We start from the raw sequence: 591 nt of genomic DNA, 5'->3' as shown, positions 1-591 counted from the left end.
GTGCGGGACCGGGATGTCGTCGACGTTGATGCCGACCATCGCCTCGCCCAGACCGCGCGACACCTTGGCCAGCACATCGGGGTCGTCGTAGAACGTGGTCGCCTTCACGATCGCGGCGCCGCGCTCTTCCGGGTTGCCGGACTTGAAGATGCCCGAGCCGACGAACACACCCTCGGCGCCGAGCTGCATCATCATCGCCGCGTCGGCCGGGGTCGCGATACCGCCCGCTGTGAACAGCGTGACGGGAAGCTTGCCGGCCTGCGCCACCTCGACCACGAGGTCGTAGGGCGCCTGCAATTCCTTTGCCGCGACGTACAACTCGTCCTCGGACAGCGTCGTCAGCCGACGGATCTCTCCGCCGATCTTGCGCATGTGTGTGGTGGCGTTGGAGACATCGCCGGTGCCGGCCTCACCCTTGGAACGGATCATCGCCGCACCTTCGGTGATGCGGCGCAACGCCTCGCCGAGGTTGGTGGCACCGCACACGAACGGAACGGTGAACTTCCACTTGTCGATGTGGTTGGCGTAGTCGGCGGGTGTGAGCACCTCGGACTCGTCGACGTAGTCCACTCCGAGGCTCTGCAGGATCTG

At 66.0% G+C, this 591-nt stretch carries 1 protein-coding gene; it reads right to left on the bottom strand.

Annotation, left to right across the window (positions count from 1 at the left end; genetic code table 11):
- Nucleotides 1-591, bottom strand: a 591-nt coding sequence (locus tag P9A17_RS33225; RefSeq protein WP_278043065.1) for a pyridoxal 5'-phosphate synthase lyase subunit PdxS, incomplete at both ends; no start/stop codon positions are given.

The organism is Mycobacterium sp. 236(2023), assembly GCF_029623955.1.
In the GTDB taxonomy this organism is placed as follows: domain Bacteria; phylum Actinomycetota; class Actinomycetes; order Mycobacteriales; family Mycobacteriaceae; genus Mycobacterium.
The sequence above is the reverse complement of the archived record's forward strand: the minus strand, read 5'-3'. Positions and strand labels throughout refer to the sequence as shown.